The following is a 17636-nucleotide window of genomic DNA, read 5'->3' on the forward strand; positions in this document are numbered from 1 at the left end:
CGGGCGTGTCTACAGAAACCAGTACCCCGCCCTCGCGGCGCAGACTGCCCCGCTGGGCAACCTCCTTCGGTCCGCAGATCATCGCAGCCCTGGTCGTCGGGCTCGCCCTCGGCCTCCTCGCCAAGTACACGGGCCACACCAAGGAGACGCCCACCGGCCTCGGCACGACGCTCGCCACACTCGGCTCGAGCTACGTCGCCCTGCTGCGCGCCGCCGTCGTCCCCCTGATCTTCACCGCAGTGGTCAGTTCCATCGCGAACCTCCGTGCGGTCAACAACGCGGCGCGCCTGGCGGGGCAGACCCTGCTGTGGTTCGCGATCACCGCGCTGATCTCCGTGGTCATCGGCATCGGTCTGGGCGTCCTCTTCCAGCCCGGCGCCGGGACCGGCGCGACCGCACCCGCTGAATACACCGGCAGCACGGGCAGCTGGTGGGCCTTCCTGACGGGCCTCGTACCCGCGAACTTCCTGGGCCTCCAGGCCTCGTCGACCGTCGCCGAATCGGGCTCGGTCACCACCGCGCTCACCTTCAACGTGCTGCAGGTCCTCGTCGTCGCCGTGGCCGTCGGTATCGCGGCCCTCAAGGTCGGCAGGCAGGCCGAGCCCTTCCTCGCCTTCAACGCCTCGGCCCTCGCCGTCATCCAGAAGGTCCTCTGGTGGATCATCCGGATCGCACCGCTCGGAACCGTCGGCCTGATCGGCAACGCCGTGGCGGTCTACGGCTGGGACACCATCGGCTCGCTCGGCAAGTTCACGCTCGCCGTCTACGTGGGCCTCGCGCTCGTGCTGTTCGCCGTCTACCCCGTCCTCATCAGGGCGCACGGCCTGTCGGTCAGGCAGTACTTCTCCGGCGCGTGGCCGGCCATCCAGCTGGCCTTCGTGTCGCGTTCCTCCGTGGGCACCCTCCCGCTCACGCAGCGCGTCACGGAGCGCAACCTCGGCGTCCCCCGCGGTTACGCCTCCTTCGCCGTGCCGCTCGGCGCGACGACGAAGATGGACGGCTGCGCCGCCATCTACCCGGCCATCGCCGCGATCTTCGTCGCCCAGTTCTTCGGCATCGACCTGTCGCTCACCCAGTACCTCCTGATCGCGCTCGTGTCGGTCCTCGGCTCCGCGGCGACCGCCGGGACCACCGGCGCCGTCGTCATGCTGACGCTCACGCTGTCCACGCTGGGACTCCCCCTCGCCGGCGTCGGGCTGCTCCTCGCCGTCGACCCGATCCTCGACATGGGCCGCACCGCGGTGAACGTCGCCGGCCAGGCACTCGTGCCGACCATCGTGGCCCGGCGCGAGCAGCTGCTGGACCTCGAGCTCTACAACGCGCAGCGCACCGGTGACCCGTTCGCCGACGACAGCGGCGTCGACGGCATCGACGCGGCCGCACCGAACGACGGCATCTCGGCCTCCGTCACGCGGTAGCCGCCCCGACGTCCTCCGACGGCCCGTCCCGGCATGCCGGGGCGGGCCGTCCAGCGTTCCCTGCTAACGATTCGGCGCCGTTCCGCCGGGAAGTGGCGCTTTCCCTCCCCTCCGGGAGGACCATTGATGCACCTATCCAGATCGACCAGGTGGTGCGCCATGATCACATCGCGCATGACGGAGAAACTCTCCGCCACACTCGCCGCACTCGCCCTTGCAGGTGGCCTCGGCCTTGCAGGAGCACCTCCGGCGTCCGCCGCGTACTGCGGCATCTCATGGGGCTCGACGACGAAGGTGGTCGACTCCTACTCCTCCGGTCCGATCACCAACGTCCGCTCCGGGCGGCACGAGTGCTTCGACCGACTCGTCATCGACACCCGGGGCCGCGTGCCCGGTTACCGCGTGTCCTACGTCTGGCACGTCGCCCAGCCCGGCTCCGGTGACAGGGTCCCGCTCCGCGGGGGTGCACGGCTCGCCGTGCAGGTTCTCGCCCCGGCCTACGACAAGTACGGTCGGGCGACGTATCGGCCCGCGAACCGCGCCGAACTCGTGGACGTGCGCGGGTACTCCACCTTCCGGCAGGTGGCCCTGGCCGGGAGTTTCGAAGGCCAGACGACCTTCGGTCTCGGCGTGCGCTCACGGCTTCCCGTCCGCGTCACGGTCCTGCCGGGACACAACGGCGGATCGAGGGTGGTGATCGACGTCGCGCACCGCTGGTGAGACTCTCGCCGGTCCCGTCCCCGTGCCGGGACGGGACCGACGGGCACCTCCTCGGTCCCTGCCGCAGCCCCTAGGCTTGGAGCATGACGGCCCGCCTGATCCTCGCTTCCAAGTCCCCCGCCCGCACCAAGCTGCTGTCCGACGCGGGCATCGGTCATGCCGTCCTGGTCTCCGACGTCGATGAGCCCGCCGTCGTCGCCGCCTACGGGGACATCGACGCGCATGACACCGCCCTGCTGCTCGCGCGCGCGAAGGCCGAAGCCGTCGCAGCGCTCGACGACGCCGACGACGCCCTCGTGCTCGGCTGCGACTCGGTGTTCGAGTTCGACGGCGAAGCGCACGGCAAGCCCTACGAGCCCGCCGTGGCGATCGAGCGCATCAGCCGTATGCGGGGACGCTCCGGCGTCCTCCACACCGGCCACTGGCTGGTGGACACGCGCGACGGCGGATCGGGCGCCACGATCGGTGCGGTGTCCTCGGCGACCGTCCACTTCGGCGCGATGTCCGACGCCGAGGTCGAGGCGTACGTGGCGAGCGGGGAACCCCTGCAGTGCGCCGGATCGTTCACCATCGACGGCCTCGGTGGCGCCTTCATCGAGCGCGTCGACGGCGACCCGCACGCCGTCGTCGGGCTCAGCATCTCCACGCTGCGTGCCCTCCTGAACTCGGCGGGCGTCCCGATCACCGATCTGTGGGAGCACGTCCCGGCGTTGTAGGTTCTCTACAAAGGATCGCCGCACAACACTCCCCTTCGGCACGATCCATGGGCGGAAGGCACCAAACCGGGCTAGGCTCCGAACTGAGAAAAAGGAGTCCACGCCCCATGAGTCAGTCCCCCCTCGCATCGTCCGTGTCCCCGGATGCCAGCAGCTCTCCCGACACCGACCGCGCGCGCCGTCGGGTGACGAAGGTGCTGGTGGCCAACCGCGGGGAGATCGCCGTCCGGGTCATCCGCGCCGCACGGGACGAGGGCATCGCCTCGGTCGCCGTGTACGCGGATCCCGACCGCGACGCGCTGCACGTGCGCATGGCCGACGAGGCCTTCGCCCTCGGCGGGGACACCGCGGCGGAGTCCTACCTCGTGATGGACCGCATCCTCGAGGCGGCGGAGCGGAGCGGCGCCGATGCCGTCCACCCCGGCTACGGCTTCCTGTCCGAGAACGCCGACTTCGCGCAGCGCGTCATCGACGCCGGCCTCACCTGGATCGGCCCGTCCCCGCACTCCATCTCCCAGCTGGGTGACAAGGTGCAGGCCCGCCACATCGCCGAGCGCGTCGGCGCCCCGCTCGTCCCCGGCACCAAGGACCCGGTCGGGTCCGTGCAGGAGGTCATCGACTTCGCCGACGAGTTCGGATTGCCCCTCGCCATCAAGGCCGCGTTCGGCGGTGGTGGTCGCGGCATCAAGGTGGTCCGCAGCCACGAGGAGATCCCCGAGCTGTACGAATCGGCCGTCCGCGAGGCGACGGCCGCGTTCGGCCGTGGCGAGTGCTTCGTGGAACGCTTCCTCGACGCCCCCCGCCATGTCGAGACGCAGTGCCTCGCCGACGCCTACGGGAACGTCGTCGTCGTCTCCACGCGTGACTGCTCCCTGCAGCGCCGCAACCAGAAGCTCGTGGAGGAAGCACCGGCCCCGTTCCTCTCGGCCGAGCAGAACACACGGCTGTACGAGGCGTCGAAGGCCATCCTCCGGGAAGCCGACTACCAGGGGGCCGGCACCTGCGAGTTCCTCGTGGGCCAGGACGGCACCATCTCCTTCCTCGAGGTCAACACCCGCCTCCAGGTCGAGCACCCCGTGTCCGAGGAGGTCACGGGCATCGACCTCGTCCGGGAGCAGTTCCGGATCGCCCGGGGCGAGGAGCTCGGCTACGGCGACCCCGAGGTGCGCGGCCACTCCTTCGAGTTCCGCATCAACGGCGAGGACGCCGGCCGCGGCTTCATGCCCGCCCCCGGCACGGTGCAGACGCTCAGGCTCCCCAGCGGCCCGGGCGTGAGGGTCGATTCCGGCATCGAGGCCGGCGAGGTCATCGGCGGCAACTTCGACTCCATGCTCGCCAAGCTGATCGTCAGCGGTGCCACCCGGGAGCAGGCGCTGGAGCGCGCCCGGCGTGCCCTGCACGAGATGGTCATCGAGGGCATGCCCACGGTGCTGCCGTTCCACGCGGCCGTCGTCGCCGACCCCGCCTTCGCTCCCACCGAGGGCCCCTTCTCCATCCATACCCGCTGGATCGAGACGGAGTTCGACAACACTATCGAGCCCTGGAGGGGTCCGGCCGACACTGCGCCCGACGACGACCCCCGCCGGCGCGTGGTCGTCGAGGTCAGCGGGCGCCGCCTCGAGGTGGTGCTGCCGGCAGGACTCGGCGCGTCGTCGAACGGCAAGACCAGTGCCCCGACGAAGTCGAAGAAGTCCTCGCGGGCCCGCGCCGGCAAGGCCACCGTCAGCGGTGACGAGCTGACCTCACCGATGCAGGGGACGATCGTCAAGGTGGCGGCGTCCGACGGCGACGTGGTCTCCGAGGGCGATCTCATCGTGGTGCTCGAGGCGATGAAGATGGAACAGCCGCTGACGGCCCACAAGGCAGGGACCCTGACGGGCCTGACGGCCTCCCCCGGCGACACCGTCTCGGCCGGCTCCGTCATCGCGACCATCCGGGACTGACGCCCCCGGCCGATTCCGCAGGAAGTCGAAGGAATCTGTCTCTTTCCCTCGGCGTACTCCTATTCCCGCGGGAAGTCCTATTCGCCGCGTCGGGTGCGTCGGCGTCCCATTCCCTTCGGCATACTCCTTTACTGCGAACTCCCAGCGTTTGTTCAGGTGGAACTCGGAAGCGGAAAGCGACTGCGGATCAGGGCCGTTTCCGCGGCCGCACTGCCCGTCGGTCGAGGAATACCCACGACCAAGTAGGAACGAGTAGAGCGCGAGAATGCGACCGTACAAATAGGGTACCGACCACTCGCGACGACGGAGCCCTTGCTAAATACGCTTCGAGCACGGGTCGATATCAGGGCCCGACAAATTGGCTGGGGAAACAGCGTCGTGTCGCGCGACCGCGCGACAGGGTTGCGGAATGGGTCTTGGATATCGGGGTCGAAAGGCCTCCGGTGTGCGCAGCCTTCGATGGAACCGGTTTCCCCCTGACGGATTATCGGGGTGCAGACATGGGAACACGGACCGAAGAGCCCGCTCACGCGGGATCGAACCACTCACGCAGAAGAGGGCGCAGCCCCTCCTCCGGGCGTCTGCGATGGACGGCACTCGGCAGCGTCCTGGCGGTCTCCGCCAGCCTGCTCGGTGGAGCAGTCTTCGCGGCGCCGGCACACGCCGTCGCCAACACCGTCGTCAGCCTCACGTTCGACGATGCCAACGACAACCAGTTCGCCGCCGCCACGACGATGAGGAACGCGAATCTCCGGGGGACGTTCTTCGTCAACTCGGGGTTCCTGAATGCTCCTACCTACATGACGACCGCCCAGGCCCAGCAGCTGCAGGCCGACGGCCACGAGATCGGCGGGCACTCCGTGACGCACCCGGACCTCGCGGTGACGGGAGCGGACGAGGCCAGGCGCCAGGTCTGCAACGACCGGGTCAACCTCACCAGCATGGGCCTGGACATCAGGAGTTTCGCCTACCCGTTCGCTTCCTCCAATCCTGCGGCAGAAGCCATCGTCCGGGACTGCGGCTACAACAGTGCGCGCGGCCTGGGCGACATCCGGAGCAAGAACCCCGAGTCGGCCACGTTCCCGGTCGCCGAGAGGATTCCTCCGGCCAACCTCTTCTACACGGGAGCCCCCGACCAGGTCGACAGCACCTGGACGCTGGCCGACCTGCAGAACGTCGTGACGCAGTCCGTCAACGGGGGCGGGGGGTGGGTCCAGCTGACCTTCCACCACGTCGGCCGTGACGGTGAGCCGCTGTCCATCCCCAGCACCGTCTTCGCCCAGTACACCAACTGGCTCAGGGACGAGGTCACGGCCGGGAGGATCGAGGTCAAGCCGGTCCGCGACGTCATCGGCGGAGCGACGAAGCCGATCGTGGCCGGGCCCGCCGCACCGGCTCCGATCACGAGTGGGAACCTGCTGCAGAACCCCGGCCTCCAGACGCCCAGCTCCGTGGCAGGCGTACCCAGGTGCTGGGCCTTCGGCGGCTTCGGCGTCAACACCCCGCAGTTCTCGCAGGTCGCCGGCCGCACGAGCACGATCGCGCAGCAACTGACCATGACGAACTACGTGGACGGCGACGCGAAGCTCCTCCCGACCCTGGACCTGGGTGAATGCGCCCCCGGCGCGGTGCCGGGCCGGGCCTATGTGATAAAGGCCTGGTACAAGTCCACCGGACCCACCCAGTTCGAGCTCTACTACCGGACCGGGCTGGGCACGTGGAGGTACTGGACGAGCAGCCCGCTGTACAACGCCGCCGCGGACTGGACCCAGCTCACCTTCACCTCACCTCCCGTGCCGGAAGGCGCCTCCGCGATCAGCATGGGGCTTAACCTGACCAGCAACGGAATACTCGTCACGGACGATTACGAGCTGACCGTCTCCGGTACGACTCCTCCGCCGACGCCGCCTCCGGCTCCGGCGCCGACTCCCCCGGCGGCCGTCGCTGCGATCAATGCAGCGGCAGCCGCATCTCCCGGGGTCGGAACGGCTAGCGGCGCGGTCGTGTGCGGCCTCGTCTCCGGCGGTTGCTACCAGAACTACCAGAACGGTTCCATCCACTGGACCCAGGCCACCGGCGCCCGCATCACCAGGGGGGCCATCGCCGCAGCCTGGGCGGGCCAGCGCTGGGAGAACGGACCACTCGGCTACCCGACCAGCAACGAGGTCGGCGGGCTGAAGAACGGCGGCGTGTACCAGAACTTCCAGGGCGGAACCGTGCACTGGACGCCGGCGACCGGCGCCCGCATCACCAAGGGAGCCATCGGCGCGGCCTGGGCGGCCCAGGGATGGGAGAACGGTGGCCTCGGCTACCCGACCGGCAACGAGGTCACCGGACTGAAGAACGGCGGCGCCTACCAGAACTTCCAGGGCGGCGTCGTGCACTGGTCCCCGGCCACGGGAGCCCGGATCACCAGGGGTGCCATCGACGCGGCATGGGCCTCGTTCAACTGGGAGAACGGCTTCCTCGGCTACCCGACCAGCAACGAGATCGTCGGGCTGAGGAACGGCGGCGTGTACCAGAACTTCCAGGGCGGGGTCATCTACTGGTCACCCGCTACCGGAGCACGCAGCAACGCGGGCGCCATCCGCAATGCCTACGCCTCGCAGGGCTGGGAGAACGGCCGTCTCGGCTACCCGACCACCAACGAGTTCAGGCTGAGCGCCACTCTCGTGGCCCAGGATTTCCAGGGCGGACGCATCACCTGGTCCGCCGCCACGGGAGCGGCCATCACCTACAGGTAGGCCCCAGCGGGGAACCGGAACGGCCTTCGGGTTCCCCGCCCACCAGATCGTCCGGGAAGCGCCCGGTGGGACTGCACCTCCACCGGGCGCTTCCTGCTGTCGGCACCAGGTCCTGCGGTGCCCGCACCGACACGCGACGGCGCTAGCCCGCTTCGCCCTTGCCCTTGTCCCCGGAATTCCCGGGGTCGCCGCCCGAGTTCCCGGGTGCGGTTCCGGAGTTCCCCGGGGCGGTGCTCGAACTCCCCGGGGCGTTCCCGGAGTTCCCGGGGGCGGTACTCGAATTCCCGGGGGCGGTACTCGAATTCCCGGGGGCTTCCTCCGCAGCCTTCTCCGCGGCCTTCCGCTGCTGTTCTGCTGCCTTCTCGGCTTCCTTCTCGGCCGCCTTCTCGTCGACACCCGGCGCGGACTCCTCGCCCGCGTCGTCAGGTCCCGTGTCCCCGGCGTCTTCCGGGTCCTCCTCCGGCGTGGGGGCGGGCGCGGGCTCGACCGGATCCGGTGTGGTCGGCGCAGGAGTGGGCTGGGGTGCAGGCGTGTCCGTCTCGACCGGCGCGGGTGCTTCCTCGGCCGGTCCCTCGACCGGTGCTTCCTCGGCCGGTCCCTCGACCGGCGCTCCCGTCGCCGGGTCCGTCCCGGTGTCGGCGGGCGCCTGCCCTGCTTCGAGGGCAGCGATCACCGCGTCCAGGTGGGTGCCGATCTCACTCGCACGGTCCTCGGTGACGGTCCCCGCGGCGCGGGCGGCGTCCACCTCGCCCTTCAGGTTCTGCGCGAGGGCGATGGCTGCCGCGGGGTCACCCGCTGCCGCCGTCGATGCGATGGTGCGTACCTCTGCCTGGAGATCTCCTGCCGTCGCGGCGTCGATCGCCGGCGCACCGCACCCGGCCAGCAGGAAACCGGCGGCAACCAGAGTCACGACCCCGGACCTGGTGGTACTCCTCATGGCTGCACGCTTTCGTAGAGTTCCTGCAGTCTCTGGCCCGTCTCCCCGGGCACGGCGGGCAACGGCTCGACGGCGGGTGCGGGATCCCCGCCGAACAGCAGGACGAACACCCACACAGCCGCTGCGAGGACGGCGACGGCGAGCACGGCGACGAGCCAGGAGGACCGACCACGACGCCGGGTGGCGGAACCGCCCTTCGACGTCACGTCCCGACTCCGTCCCGACCGGTCCGCCGGGGAGTCCTCCCCCTCGGTACGGGTCGGCCCGGAGGGTGCCGGCGCCCAGGGACGCTCGGCGCGTATCGGTGCGGACGGTACGGGAGCCATCAGGGCCGTGGCAGGGTGATCTCCCGTACGGGTGCCGCCGTCGGTGGGATGAGCACGCCCGTTGCCCGGACCGTGCGTGTCGGCGCCCAGCACGGACGTGGCGACGTCATGTGCCCGCTCGGTCGCGCGGGTGTCCAGCACGGACGTAGCACCATCGTCGACCGGCCCGGACGCGGCGCCGGCCAGGGACGTCGCGTCGTCGTGCGGGAGGGCGGAGCCGGCCGTTGCGACCGTCGAGGCGGTCGCCGCCGCGGCCGTCATGGCCGCCGTCGGCGGGTCCGCCACGGGCAGGACCGTGGTCGCCAGGGGCTCCTGCCGCTGCGGGCCCATGGCCGTCAGAGCCCGGACCAGGCTCGCCGCGTCCGGGCGGTGGCCCGGCTCGTCGAGGGTCATCGCGATGAGGAGCGCGGACAGCGCCGGGCCCGCCGCGTGCGGGATGGACGGACTCCGGTGCAGGCGCGCCAGCGCGCTCTCGACCCCGGTGCCGGGGAAGGCCCGCTCGCCCGTGAGGGCTTCGATCAGCACGAGCCCGAGCGAGTAGATGTCGGAGGGCTGTCCGACAGCGTCGCCCCGGGTCTGTTCGGGGCTGAAGTAGGCGGCGCTCCCGATGACCTGGCCGGTGGCGGTCATGTGGGTGCCGTCGAAGAACCGGGCGATCCCGAAATCGGTGAGGAGGTAGCGGAAGAGACCGCTCTCCGGATCGGCCTGGCGCGTCAGGATGTTCGACGGCTTGATGTCGCGGTGCACGATGCCGCGCCCGTGGATGTACTGCAGCGTCCGCGCGAGGTCGAGCGCGAGGGCCCGCACGGCTTCCGGACCGAGCGGCCCCCCGATCCTGACCATGTCCCTCAGGTCGGGGCCCTGGACGAGTTCCATGACCAGGTAGGCGCCCTCCTGGGAGTGCTCGCCGCTGTCCATGTCCAGCACGCGCACGAGTCCCGGGTGGTCGAGCCCCGCGAGCAGGCGGGCCTCCGCGGATCCCCGCTCGAGCCCGTCCGCGGTCCCGGGACGGAAGATCTTGACGGCGACGTCACGCTCGAGCCGCGTGTCACGGGCAGCGAAGACATCCGCCATGCCACCGGATCCGATGCGCTCCCCCACTGCGTACCGCCCGGCCAGCGCCTGCTTCTCCATGTCACCCGCTTCTACTACTCCGTTGACCGGCCTTTGGCACACGTGTTCCGTGCGCGTCGAAGTATTTGGTAAGCCGCCTTTCCTTCCAGTGTACTGGGGGTGCCGGAAACGGGCAGGGACGACGACGGCGCCGCACCCGGGTGGGTGCGGCGCCGTCGTGGAGCGGTCGAAGGAACGGGCAGGTCAGGACACGTTGTTCTCGTAGTCCCGGTCGCGTGTCTCCTTGGAGATGAAGAGCGCGATGAAGGTGAGGACCGCGGCGACACTCAGGTACAGGCCGACGAGGAACGTGCTGCCATCGGCGGCCTGCCACAGCGCGACCGCGATGAAGGACGCGGGAGCGGCTCCGATCATGCTCGAGACGTTGTAGGCCACGGCCGAGCCCGTGTACCGGACGTTGGCCGGGAACAACTCGGGCAGCACGGCCGCCATGGGTCCGAAGGTGAGGCCCATGAGGGTGAACCCGATGATCAGCAGGGCCATCGCCCCGACCGTGCCGGCGCCGAACAGCGGCGCCCAGAGGAGACCGAAGACGGCGATGCCGACGGTCGTCGCGAGCAGCATCTTCCGCCGGCCGAAGCGCTCGGCCAGGGGCCCGGAGACGATGGTGAAGATGCCGAAGAACACGACGCCGATGATCAGCATCCAGAGGAAATCGGTCCGGGTCATGCCGAGGCCGGGGACGAACGACGCGGCCTGGGCCGCCGTGAACTCCTTGCCGGCCGCTTCCGCCCGGGCCTGCGCCTGCTCCACGCTCGACGGCGCGGTCCCGTAGGTCAGCGTGAAGGCGGTCATGAAGTAGAACAGCACGTAGGTGGCGAACATGATGAAGGTGCCGAGGATCAGCGCGCGCCAGTGGAGGCGGAAGGTCGTGCCGAGCGGCACCTTGACGACCTTGCCCTCCTTCTGGACCTTCTGGAAGGACGCGCTCTCGATCAGCTTGAGGCGTACGTAGAGTCCGATGATCACCATGACGGCGCTCAGCAGGAACGGCACGCGCCAGCCCCATTCGAGGAACTCCTCGGGGCTCAGCGTGGTGCTCAGCAGGACGAACAGCAGGTTCGCGAGGATGAACCCGATCGGCGCTCCGAGCTGCGGGAACGTGCCGTAGACGGCACGCTTGCCCTCGGGTGCGTTCTCGGTGGCGAGCAGCGCGGCGCCGCTCCACTCCCCGCCGAGCGCGAGGCCCTGGAGGAAGCGCAGCACCACGAGGAGCAGCGGCGCCAGGAAGACCCACCCGGGATTGGTGGCGGCGGGCAGCAGGCCGATGAGGAACGTGGCGATACCCATGGTCAGCAGCGAGGCCACGAGGGTCGCCTTACGGCCGACCTTGTCGCCGAAGTGGCCGAAGACGATGGACCCGAGCGGGCGGGCGACGAAGGCGACGCCGAAGACGGCGAACGAGCTGAGGAGCTGGTTCGCGGAGGTCTGGTTGGGGAAGAACAGCGCCGGGAAGACCAGGACGGCTGCCGTGGCGTAGATGTAGAAGTCGTAGAACTCGATCGTGGTTCCGATGAGGCTGGCGAAGATCACCTTGCCCCGGGAGTTCAGCGGTTTGGTGGTTCCGCTGGCACCAGCGGAAGTGGAGGAGGTCATGGCTGCGGCTTTCTCGGACGAGGCACCGCCGCCGGGGCACGAGGCTCCGCAGCACGGCACCCGCGCTTCATTGAACCCTGATATCTGACCACCGGCGTCCAGCACGTGGATAAACGTGTCCACATGCTGGACGGCGGGAACGGATGCCGCGGCTCCGTCCCGCTACGGGTCAGAGGCGCTTGTGCAGGCGCCGCGCCGCTTCGGAGATGGAACCGGTCAGCGACGGGTAGACCGTGAAGGTGTTCGCCACGTCGTCGACGTGCAGCTTCTTCGTCACGGCGATCGCGAGGGGGAAGATCAGCTCGGAGGCGCGCGGCCCGACGACGACGCCGCCGATCACGGTGCCGGAGCCCTTGCGGGAGATCACCTTCACGAAGCCGTCCTTGACGTTCATCATCTTCGCGCGGGCGTTGGTGTGCAGGGAGAGCTTCACGATGTCGCCCTGGTACTGGCCGGACGCGATGTCCTCCTCGGTCACGCCCACGGTGGCGATCTCGGGCGAGGTGAAGATGTTCGAGGCGACCTGCTTGAGCTTGATGGGGCTGACGGAATCGCCCATGAGGTGGGCGATGGCGATCCGGCCCTGCATCGCGGCCACGGACGCGAGGGCGAAGACGCCCGTGCAGTCGCCCGCCGCGTAGACGTTCGACGCCGTGGTGCGTGAGACGCCGTCCACCTGGATGTGGCCGGACTCGCTGATGGCGACGCCGGCCTCCTCGAGGCCGATCCCCGCCGTGTTGGGGACGGCCCCGACGGCGACGAGGCAGTGGCTGCCCTCGACGGTGCTGCCGTCGCCGAGGGTCACGATCACTCCGTTCTCCGTGCGTTCGACGGCGTTGGCCCGTGAGCGGGACAGGACGGTCATGCCGCGGTCCTTGAAGACGCCCTCGAGCACCTCGGCGGCGTCGGCGTCCTCTCCGGGGAGCACGCGGTCGCGGCTGGAGATGAGCGTGACCTTGGAGCCGAGGCCGTTGTAGGCGCCCGCGAACTCCGCACCGGTGACGCCCGAACCGACGACGATCAGGTGCTCGGGGATCTCGCGGAGGTTGTAGAGCTGCGTCCAGTTGAAGATCCGCTCGCCGTCGGGCATGGCGCTCGGCAGTTCGCGCGGCGTCGAGCCGACGGCCAGCAGCACGGCGTCGGCCTCGACGATGGTGGTCTCGCCGTCGACCTCGACCTCGAGCCGGTGGTCGTCCAGCAGCTTGCCGGAGCCGATGAGGACACGCACCCCGAGGCGCTCGAGCGTGGCGCGGATGTCGGAGGACTGCTCGAGCGCGAGCTTCAGCAGCCGCTGGTTGACCTTGTCCAGATCGGCGTAGACGGCGCTGTCCGCGGAGAAGTGGACACCGAGCCCGCTGGCGTCGGTGAAGCGCGTCATGGTGTCCGCGGTGGCGATGAGCGTCTTGGACGGCACGACGTCCGTGAGGACCGCCGACCCGCCGAGGCCCTTGCGCTCCACGATGGTGACGTTGGCGCCGAGCGACGCGGCGACCATGGCCGCTTCGTATCCGCCGGGCCCGCCGCCCAGGATCGCCAGGCGCAGTGAGCTGAAGTCGAGTTGGTTGGTCACCCGTCGATTATTGCCCATGCCACCGACACGGCCCAACGGCGGGCGGTCCGGAGGGAGGCCGACGGGATGCGGTTGGAACTGCCGTGGGAACCGCGGGAGGAACCACGGTCAGGAGGCCGGAACGCGGTGGTCCGCCCGATTGCGCAGCGGGTAAGTTGTAACGGTGACTTCTGATCCTTCTGACCTGGCCCGCAACGCTGCCGACCATATCGCCCGTGCTACCGGCATCGACCGGCACGACACCGCCCTCGTGCTCGGCTCCGGCTGGGGTGAGGCGGCCGAGTTCATCGGCGAGACCACGCACACGCTCGACGCCGCGGACATCCCCGGCTTCTCGGCTCCCGCCGTCGTCGGCCACACCGGCACCGTCCGCTCCGTCCTCACCCCCAACGGCAAGCGCGCGCTCGTGCTCGGCGCGCGCACGCACTTCTACGAGGGCAAGGGCGTGCGCGCCGTCGTGCACGGCGTGCGGACCGCGGCGGCCGCGGGCGCGACGACGATGATCCTCACGAACGGCTGCGGCGGCCTCAAGGAACACTGGCAGCCCGGCACCCCGGTGCTCATCAGCGACCACATCAACCTCACGGCGTCCTCCCCGCTCGAGGGCGCGACGTTCGTGGACCTGACCGACCTGTACTCCTCCCGCCTCCGCGACCTCGCCCGCACGGTGGATCCCACCCTCGAGGAGGGCGTGTACGCGCAGTTCACCGGCCCGCACTACGAGACGCCCGCCGAGGTGCAGTACGCCAAGCGGATCGGCGCCGACCTCGTGGGCATGTCCACGGCGCTCGAGGCCATCGCCGCGCGCCATGCCGGCATGGAGGTCTTCGGCATCTCGCTCGTGACGAACCTCGCCGCCGGCATCAGCCCGGTCCCGCTCAGCCACGCCGAGGTCCTCGAGGCCGGGCAGTCGGCCGGGCCGCGTATCTCGCGCCTGCTGGCCGACATCGTCGCCGCCATCTAGCCTCCCGGGCACCAACCACCTGCAGGACACGGGCGCCGTCGAAGCGGTGCCCGTCCTCGCCGACACTAGGGACTTGCATGACCACCTCCGACCTGGAAACCCTCCTCGCGACCGCGGACGCCTGGGCCGCTGCGGATCCCGATCCGCACACGGCGCAGGAGCTCCGTACGGTCGTCGCGCACGTGCGCGACGGTGACTCCGCCGCCGCTGCCTCCGAACAGGACCTGCGTGACCGCTTCTCCGGTCCCCTGGTGTTCGGCACGGCCGGCCTGCGGGCAGCCCTCGGCGCGGGTCCGAACCGCATGAACCGCGTGGTGGTCCGCCGGGCCGCCGCCGGTGTGGCAGCCCACGCGCTCGACCTCGCCGCCGGTGCCTACACGCCCCGCGCCGTCGTCGGGTTCGACGCCCGCCACAACTCGCGGATCTTCGCCGAGGAGACCGCCGCGATCCTCACCGCCGCCGGGATCGAGACGTTCCTCATGCCGCGCGAGCTGCCGACGCCGGTACTCGCCTACGCCATCCGCGCGCTGGAGTGCGAGGTGGGGATCATGGTCACCGCGAGCCACAACCCGCCGCAGGACAACGGGTACAAGGTGTACCTGGGCGGGCGAGCCGTGGAGGAGGACGCACGCGGGGTGCAGATCGTGGCACCGCACGACGCCGGGATCGCCGCCCGCATCGACGCCGTAGAAAGCATCGACCTCGCGGCGGCCGGCTGGGCCGTCCTGCCGGAGACCATCGAGACCGACTACATCGCCTCCGTCGCGGCCCTCGCCGATCCCTCCTTCCACGACCGCGACCTCAGGATCGTCCTCACGCCCCTGCACGGGGTCGGCGGCCGCACGGCGCAGGCGGTCCTCGCGGCCGCCGGGTTCGACGACGTCACCATGGTGGAACGCCAGGCCGAGCCCGATCCCGACTTCCCGACCGTCGCGTTCCCCAACCCGGAGGAGCCCGGGGCACTGGACCTCGCCCTCGAGACGGCGGCGCAGACGGACGCGGACCTCGTGATCGCCAACGACCCGGATGCCGACCGTGTGGCCCTCGCCGCCCGCGAGCCCGCCACGGGTACGTGGCGCATGCTGCGCGGCGACGAGGTGGGCACGCTCCTCGGCCTCCATCTGGCCGCGCGCCTCACCGCGGCGTCCCCCGCGGGCCGCGCCGACGCGGCACGCACCGGCGTCTTCGCCAACTCGATCGTGTCCTCACGCCTCCTCGGGCGGATCGCAGGCGTCTCCGGGATCGATCACGCGCAGACCCTGACCGGGTTCAAGTGGATCGCCCGCGTGCACGACCTCGCCTTCGGCTACGAGGAGGCCCTGGGGTACTGCGTGGCCCCCGAGCTCGTGCGGGACAAGGACGGCATCTCGGCGGGGCTCCTCCTGGCCGAGCTCGCGGCCGCCACGAAGGCCGCCGGGCGGACGCTCTTCGACCTGCTCGACGACGCGTTCCTGGTGCACGGCCTGCACGCCTCCGACCAGCTCTCGGTCCGGGTGGGCAGCCTCGGGCTGCTCGGCGCGATGATGAACAGGCTGCGCGAGAACCCGCCGTCGTCGTTCGCCGACTCCCCGGTGGCCATCGCCGAGGACCTCGCCCGGGGTTCGGCGCAGCTGCCGCCCACGGACGGGCTCCTGTACCTGACGCAGAACGAGACGCGCGTGATCATCCGGCCCAGCGGCACCGAGCCGAAACTCAAGTGCTACCTCGAGGTCGTGGAACCCGTCGGATCCGCCGCCGAGCTCGACGGCGCCAAGGAGACCGCCCGGGCGCGCCTCGAGGCCGTGCGCCGCGACGTCGGCGAGGCACTCGGGCTCTGAGTCACCCCCCTCTCGCCGCGAGGACGGAGAAGGCAGGTCACGGGCGCGCTCCGCGGTCCTTCCCGTCCGCTCGGCGGCGGGCGCGGGGGCGGGCGCAGGGGCGCAGCCGACATGGAAGGATGGTGGGCATGCCTACCGACGTATCCCTCGCCTCCTACATCGACCACACGCTCCTCAAGCCCGACGCCAGCCGCGAGCAGATCCTCACGGTGTGCCGGGAGGCGGTCGAGTACTCGTTCAAGTCCGTCTGCGTGAACCCCCTCTGGGTCAGCACGGTGCGTACCGCCGTGAAGGGCTCGGGTGTGCTCACCTGCTCCGTGATCGGCTTCCCGCTCGGAGCCACGACCACCGAGTCCAAGGTCCTCGAGGCACGCGGCGCGGTGGCCGACGGCGCCGACGAGATCGACATGGTCATCAGCATCGCCGCTGCCCGCGCCGGTGAGAAGGACGTCCTCGTGGCGGACATCCTGGCCGTCGCGGACGCGGTGCACGAGCACGGCGCCATCCTGAAGGTCATCATCGAGACGGCGCTGCTCACGGACGAGCAGAAGGTGCTTGCCTGCCAGGCCGCGGTCGAGGCAGGAGCCGACTTCGTGAAGACGTCCACGGGCTTCAACGGTGGCGGCGCCACGGTCGAGGACGTCGCGCTCATGCGGAAGACTGTCGGCCCGGACCTCGGTGTGAAGGCCTCCGGCGGGGTCCGATCGCTCGAGGACGCACGCGCCATGATCGACGCCGGAGCGACGCGTATCGGCGCGAGCTCGGGAGTCGCTATCGTTAAGGGTGAACAGGGTGCCGCAGGCTACTGACGGCGCGGCAGACACAGCACGCAAGGGAGACCACATGTCACACGAAGCCAACGCCGAGAACCCGCCCGCCCACGCCGGCAAGGGTCACCTCGTCGAGAACATCCTGGTGTTCGTGATCATGTTCGGTATGTTCCTGCTCGGCATCTACCTGATGACCTGGTTCACCCCGCAGAACATCTGGCCCATGGCCGCGATCATCGTGCTCTCCTTCCTCGCGTTCTTCATCCCGCAGGGCATCCTCGGCCGCGCCGACACCGGCTACAACCTCGCCGAGGGCAACAGCACCGACGAGAAGGAGACGTCCGCGGGCGTCAGTTCCTGATACCAGCAACGACGGCGCACCCGCCGTCGGGAGGCCGTCCCTGCGGGGGCGGCCTCTTCTCGTTCCCGCCGAGTCCCGCCCGTCGCCGTCCGGCCATGCCCGGCCCGTCGTCGTTCCCGGGTTCCAGGGCCCGAGGTGCGTGTCACCGCAGGACGCGCCGCGGAATGCGGGGTCCCGCGTGGAAACGTAGGAACGACGACGGCCCTGCCAACCTCGCCCTCTTCTTCCTGGGCATTCTGGCCGGAGGGAGCTACGCCTTCACGTCACCCGCGGGTCCGGCGAGGGTCGACGCCGTCGTCCTGGTCGGGTTCACGGTCCTCCCGCTCGCGCTGGGGCTGACCATCGTCGCCGTCGTGCGCCGCTGGTGGCCGGCGGTGGTGACCGTCGCCCTGGTCGTCGCCCCGGTCCTCGAGATCGGCACGATCCTCGCCATGACGATCCCCGCCGACCTCGACCTGCCGAGCACGATCGCGCTCGCGCTGTGCCACGTGGCACTCGTCGCGGTGACCGTGCCGGCCCTCCGGGCGCTGCGCACCGGTCAGGGCAGCAGCCCGACGGCAGCACCGAGGACGGCCGACCTGTAGAGCGCCGGCAGGTGTGCAGGGGCGCCGTCCTTGTCG

Annotated in this window: 14 protein-coding genes; 10 read left to right on the top strand and 4 right to left on the bottom strand. The window is 70.3% G+C overall.

The window, feature by feature from the left end; all coding sequences use genetic code 11:
* Positions 1 to 5 precede the first annotated feature (5 nt).
* From CXQ97_RS06535 to CXQ97_RS06555, 5 genes are all read left to right on the top strand, one after another.
* Positions 6 to 1418: a dicarboxylate/amino acid:cation symporter gene (locus CXQ97_RS06535; RefSeq protein ID WP_104180044.1), complete on the top strand. Its 1413-nt coding sequence runs from the start codon at positions 6 to 8 to the stop codon at positions 1416 to 1418.
* 159 nt (positions 1419 to 1577) lie between these two features.
* Positions 1578 to 2138, top strand: coding sequence for a hypothetical protein (locus CXQ97_RS06540; RefSeq protein ID WP_258062355.1), 561 nt, complete (start codon positions 1578 to 1580; stop codon positions 2136 to 2138).
* A gap of 83 nt (positions 2139 to 2221) precedes the next feature.
* Entirely contained in the window at positions 2222 to 2854 is a 633-nt protein-coding gene (locus CXQ97_RS06545; RefSeq protein WP_104180045.1) for a nucleoside triphosphate pyrophosphatase, read from the top strand.
* Between the two features lie 107 nt (positions 2855 to 2961).
* The gene (locus CXQ97_RS06550; protein WP_104180046.1) at positions 2962 to 4797 is read left to right on the top strand and encodes a biotin carboxylase N-terminal domain-containing protein; all 1836 of its coding nucleotides are present in this window, start codon (positions 2962 to 2964) and stop codon (positions 4795 to 4797) included.
* Positions 4798 to 5297: 500 nt separating this feature from the next.
* Positions 5298 to 7541: a polysaccharide deacetylase family protein gene (locus tag CXQ97_RS06555; protein ID WP_104180047.1), complete on the top strand. Its 2244-nt coding sequence runs from the start codon at positions 5298 to 5300 to the stop codon at positions 7539 to 7541.
* Between the two features lie 142 nt (positions 7542 to 7683).
* Here the strand turns inward: CXQ97_RS06555 and CXQ97_RS06560 are convergent, their stop codons facing one another.
* From CXQ97_RS06560 to CXQ97_RS06575, 4 genes are all read right to left on the bottom strand, one after another.
* Positions 7684 to 8478 (bottom strand): hypothetical protein, encoded by a 795-nt coding sequence (locus CXQ97_RS06560; RefSeq protein ID WP_104180048.1) that lies wholly within the window; start codon positions 8476 to 8478, stop codon positions 7684 to 7686.
* On the bottom strand, positions 8475 to 9938 hold the full coding sequence (locus CXQ97_RS06565; protein WP_104180049.1) for a serine/threonine-protein kinase: 1464 nt from the start codon (positions 9936 to 9938) through the stop codon (positions 8475 to 8477). Before CXQ97_RS06565 ends, CXQ97_RS06560 begins: the two co-directional genes overlap by 4 nt.
* A 183-nt stretch (positions 9939 to 10121) precedes the next feature.
* On the bottom strand, positions 10122 to 11534 hold the full coding sequence (locus tag CXQ97_RS06570) for an MFS transporter (RefSeq protein WP_104180320.1): 1413 nt from the start codon (positions 11532 to 11534) through the stop codon (positions 10122 to 10124).
* A gap of 169 nt (positions 11535 to 11703) precedes the next feature.
* Positions 11704 to 13104: an NAD(P)H-quinone dehydrogenase gene (locus CXQ97_RS06575; protein ID WP_104180050.1), complete on the bottom strand. Its 1401-nt coding sequence runs from the start codon at positions 13102 to 13104 to the stop codon at positions 11704 to 11706.
* A 163-nt stretch (positions 13105 to 13267) separates the two neighbouring features.
* Here CXQ97_RS06575 and CXQ97_RS06580 point away from each other — a divergent pair, with 163 nt between their 5' ends.
* The 5 genes from CXQ97_RS06580 to CXQ97_RS06600 all read left to right on the top strand — a co-directional run bounded on the left by CXQ97_RS06580 (position 13268) and on the right by CXQ97_RS06600 (position 17600).
* Positions 13268 to 14068 carry a purine-nucleoside phosphorylase gene (locus CXQ97_RS06580; RefSeq protein WP_104180051.1) on the top strand — a complete coding sequence of 267 codons (801 nt, stop codon included), beginning with the start codon at positions 13268 to 13270 and terminating at the stop codon, positions 14066 to 14068.
* Between the two features lie 77 nt (positions 14069 to 14145).
* A complete protein-coding gene (locus CXQ97_RS06585; protein ID WP_104180052.1) occupies positions 14146 to 15885 on the top strand; it encodes a phospho-sugar mutase in 1740 nt (579 codons plus the stop codon).
* A 128-nt stretch (positions 15886 to 16013) separates the two neighbouring features.
* Positions 16014 to 16694 (top strand): deoxyribose-phosphate aldolase, encoded by a 681-nt coding sequence (gene deoC / locus CXQ97_RS06590; protein ID WP_258062359.1) that lies wholly within the window; start codon positions 16014 to 16016, stop codon positions 16692 to 16694.
* A 34-nt stretch (positions 16695 to 16728) separates the two neighbouring features.
* Positions 16729 to 17016, top strand: a complete 288-nt coding sequence (locus tag CXQ97_RS06595) for a hypothetical protein (protein WP_104180054.1) — start codon at positions 16729 to 16731, stop codon at positions 17014 to 17016.
* Between the two features lie 164 nt (positions 17017 to 17180).
* Positions 17181 to 17600: a hypothetical protein gene (locus CXQ97_RS06600; protein WP_104180055.1), complete on the top strand. Its 420-nt coding sequence runs from the start codon at positions 17181 to 17183 to the stop codon at positions 17598 to 17600.
* Positions 17601 to 17636 lie beyond the last annotated feature (36 nt).

The sequence above is a fragment of the Arthrobacter sp. B0490 genome, from assembly GCF_002929355.1.
Taxonomy (GTDB): Bacteria; Actinomycetota; Actinomycetes; order Actinomycetales; family Micrococcaceae; genus Arthrobacter_D.